The organism is Clostridium polynesiense (assembly GCF_000820705.1).
Classification (GTDB): domain Bacteria; phylum Bacillota; class Clostridia; order Clostridiales; family Clostridiaceae; genus Clostridium_AA; species Clostridium_AA polynesiense.
Genome location: NZ_CCXI01000087.1, coordinates 1 through 1,631 on the forward strand (window position 1 = coordinate 1; position 1,631 = coordinate 1,631).

The following is a 1,631-nucleotide window of genomic DNA, read 5'->3' on the forward strand; positions in this document are numbered from 1 at the left end:
AGGAAGGTCAAAAGCTTTTCTTTTACCCTGGATATATTCCCTTAGCTGCCTGCCTCCCTCCTCAAGAAGAGGAGTTTCTTTGAAAATCATATCCCCAACTGCTGAAGCTCTATTAAAATACACATTAGTAATAGCTTGGTTTTCTTCAGCAATCCCTATTTCACCAAAAGGAGTGTTATAAAAAAATATATTTTTCATAGGCTTTGCCTCCTGTTTTTAATCTTATTCCATCCTTTGTATGATTATTTTACCAAAAAATATTTTATTTGTCTTACGGAATATCACCATGTAATTTTTATGTAAAAAGCAGCAGAAACCTCTGCTGCTATAGTAGAATTATCATTTTAAGCTTTATCTATGTTCTAAAATGCATTTAATATTCATCTTTTAATATTGAATAATACTTACAATCAACTAAAACTCCAATATTATTTTTACTGATTTTTCTTAAAAGTCCTTCATATTTTAACCCACACTTTTCCATAACCTTTCCTAATAAAGCCTCTATTGAATTTTAATGAAGCTAAAAGCAAAGATCATTAAAAACACTACAGACATAACAAAAAATTTAATTCTATTAGAATCCACCAGCTCTTCTTTATAATGCATATCCCTATCAAAAAAAGCTTTTCTTTTATAATATGAACTGTTTTTATTAATAGCTATATATAGAGAAGCTACAAAGCCTATGATATCAATAATTCTAAATATAACTAGCATTTATGATTTCCCCCAGACTTTTTATTTTATTATATCATATAACTTACAATAAAATCCATAATAGTTGTAATTATGAAATATGATAACTATTCCACTCTCTTTTATTAATTGAAGTATAAAAAAATTGTAATTATTTAATAAGTAGTATAAAGCTTATAAAATTCTCTGCGATATAATAACTACAAAGCTAATAAATAGCAATGAAGTAACATTTTATATATCAAATAATATTTAAATAATTATGTATGTAATAGCATAAAGCTTTATATAACCATTGGCATGGATGCCAAATATTTTTCTCTAAGGAAGGGGATTTTATAAATGATAATTAATCACAATCTTAATGCTATGAATGCTCATAGAAATATGGGTATGAACACTGTTAACTCAGGAAAAGCAATGGAAAAATTAAGCTCAGGCTTAAGAATTAACAGAGCTGGAGATGACGCTGCAGGTCTTTCAATCTCTGAAAAGATGAGAGCTCAAATAAGAGGTTTAGATCAGGCTTCAAGAAATGCTCAAGACGGTATTTCTTTAATCCAGACTGCTGAAGGCGCATTAAGTGAAACTCACTCAATTCTTCAAAGAATGAGAGAATTAACTGTTCAAGCAGCTAACGATACTAACGTTGACGTTGATAGAACAGCTATAAAGGATGAGATTGATTCCTTAAAATCAGAAATAGACAGAATTGCAACTACAACTCAATTCAACGAAAAGAGCTTGTTAAACGGTAGCTTAGCTACAGCAGGAAGCGGAGCAATGCTTCAAATAGGTGCAAATGCTGATACAGCACTATCATTAGAAATAAACATTGGAGCTATGGATTCAACATCATTAGCTATCAATGCAATCGCAGTAACTGATCATACAGCATCTAAAGCTGCAGTAACAAGCGTTAATACAGCGAT

3 protein-coding genes and 1 pseudogene are annotated in these 1,631 nt (G+C 30.2%); 1 reads left to right on the forward strand and 3 read right to left on the reverse strand.

What is annotated here, in order from left to right; translation table 11 throughout:
- From TA89_RS07940 to TA89_RS07950, 3 genes and pseudogenes are all read right to left on the reverse strand, one after another.
- A partial coding sequence (locus tag TA89_RS07940; RefSeq protein WP_040212343.1) for a hypothetical protein occupies positions 1 to 198 on the reverse strand: 198 nt, incomplete at its 3' end.
- Between the two features lie 175 nt (positions 199 to 373).
- Positions 374 to 493, reverse strand: a pseudogene (locus TA89_RS19270) (GNAT family N-acetyltransferase); the annotation flags it as partial.
- A gap of 11 nt (positions 494 to 504) precedes the next feature.
- Positions 505 to 720, reverse strand: a complete 216-nt coding sequence (locus TA89_RS07950; protein ID WP_040212347.1) for a hypothetical protein — start codon at positions 718 to 720, stop codon at positions 505 to 507.
- 321 nt (positions 721 to 1,041) lie between these two features.
- Here TA89_RS07950 and TA89_RS07955 point away from each other — a divergent pair.
- A partial coding sequence (locus TA89_RS07955; RefSeq protein ID WP_040212348.1) for a flagellin N-terminal helical domain-containing protein occupies positions 1,042 to 1,631 on the forward strand: 590 nt, incomplete at its 3' end.

Excerpts from the sequence above, each read along its gene's own strand:
- TA89_RS07950 (WP_040212347.1), bottom strand. The coding sequence starts at position 720 with ATGCTAGTTATATTTAGAATTATTGATATCATAGGCTTTGTAGCTTCT.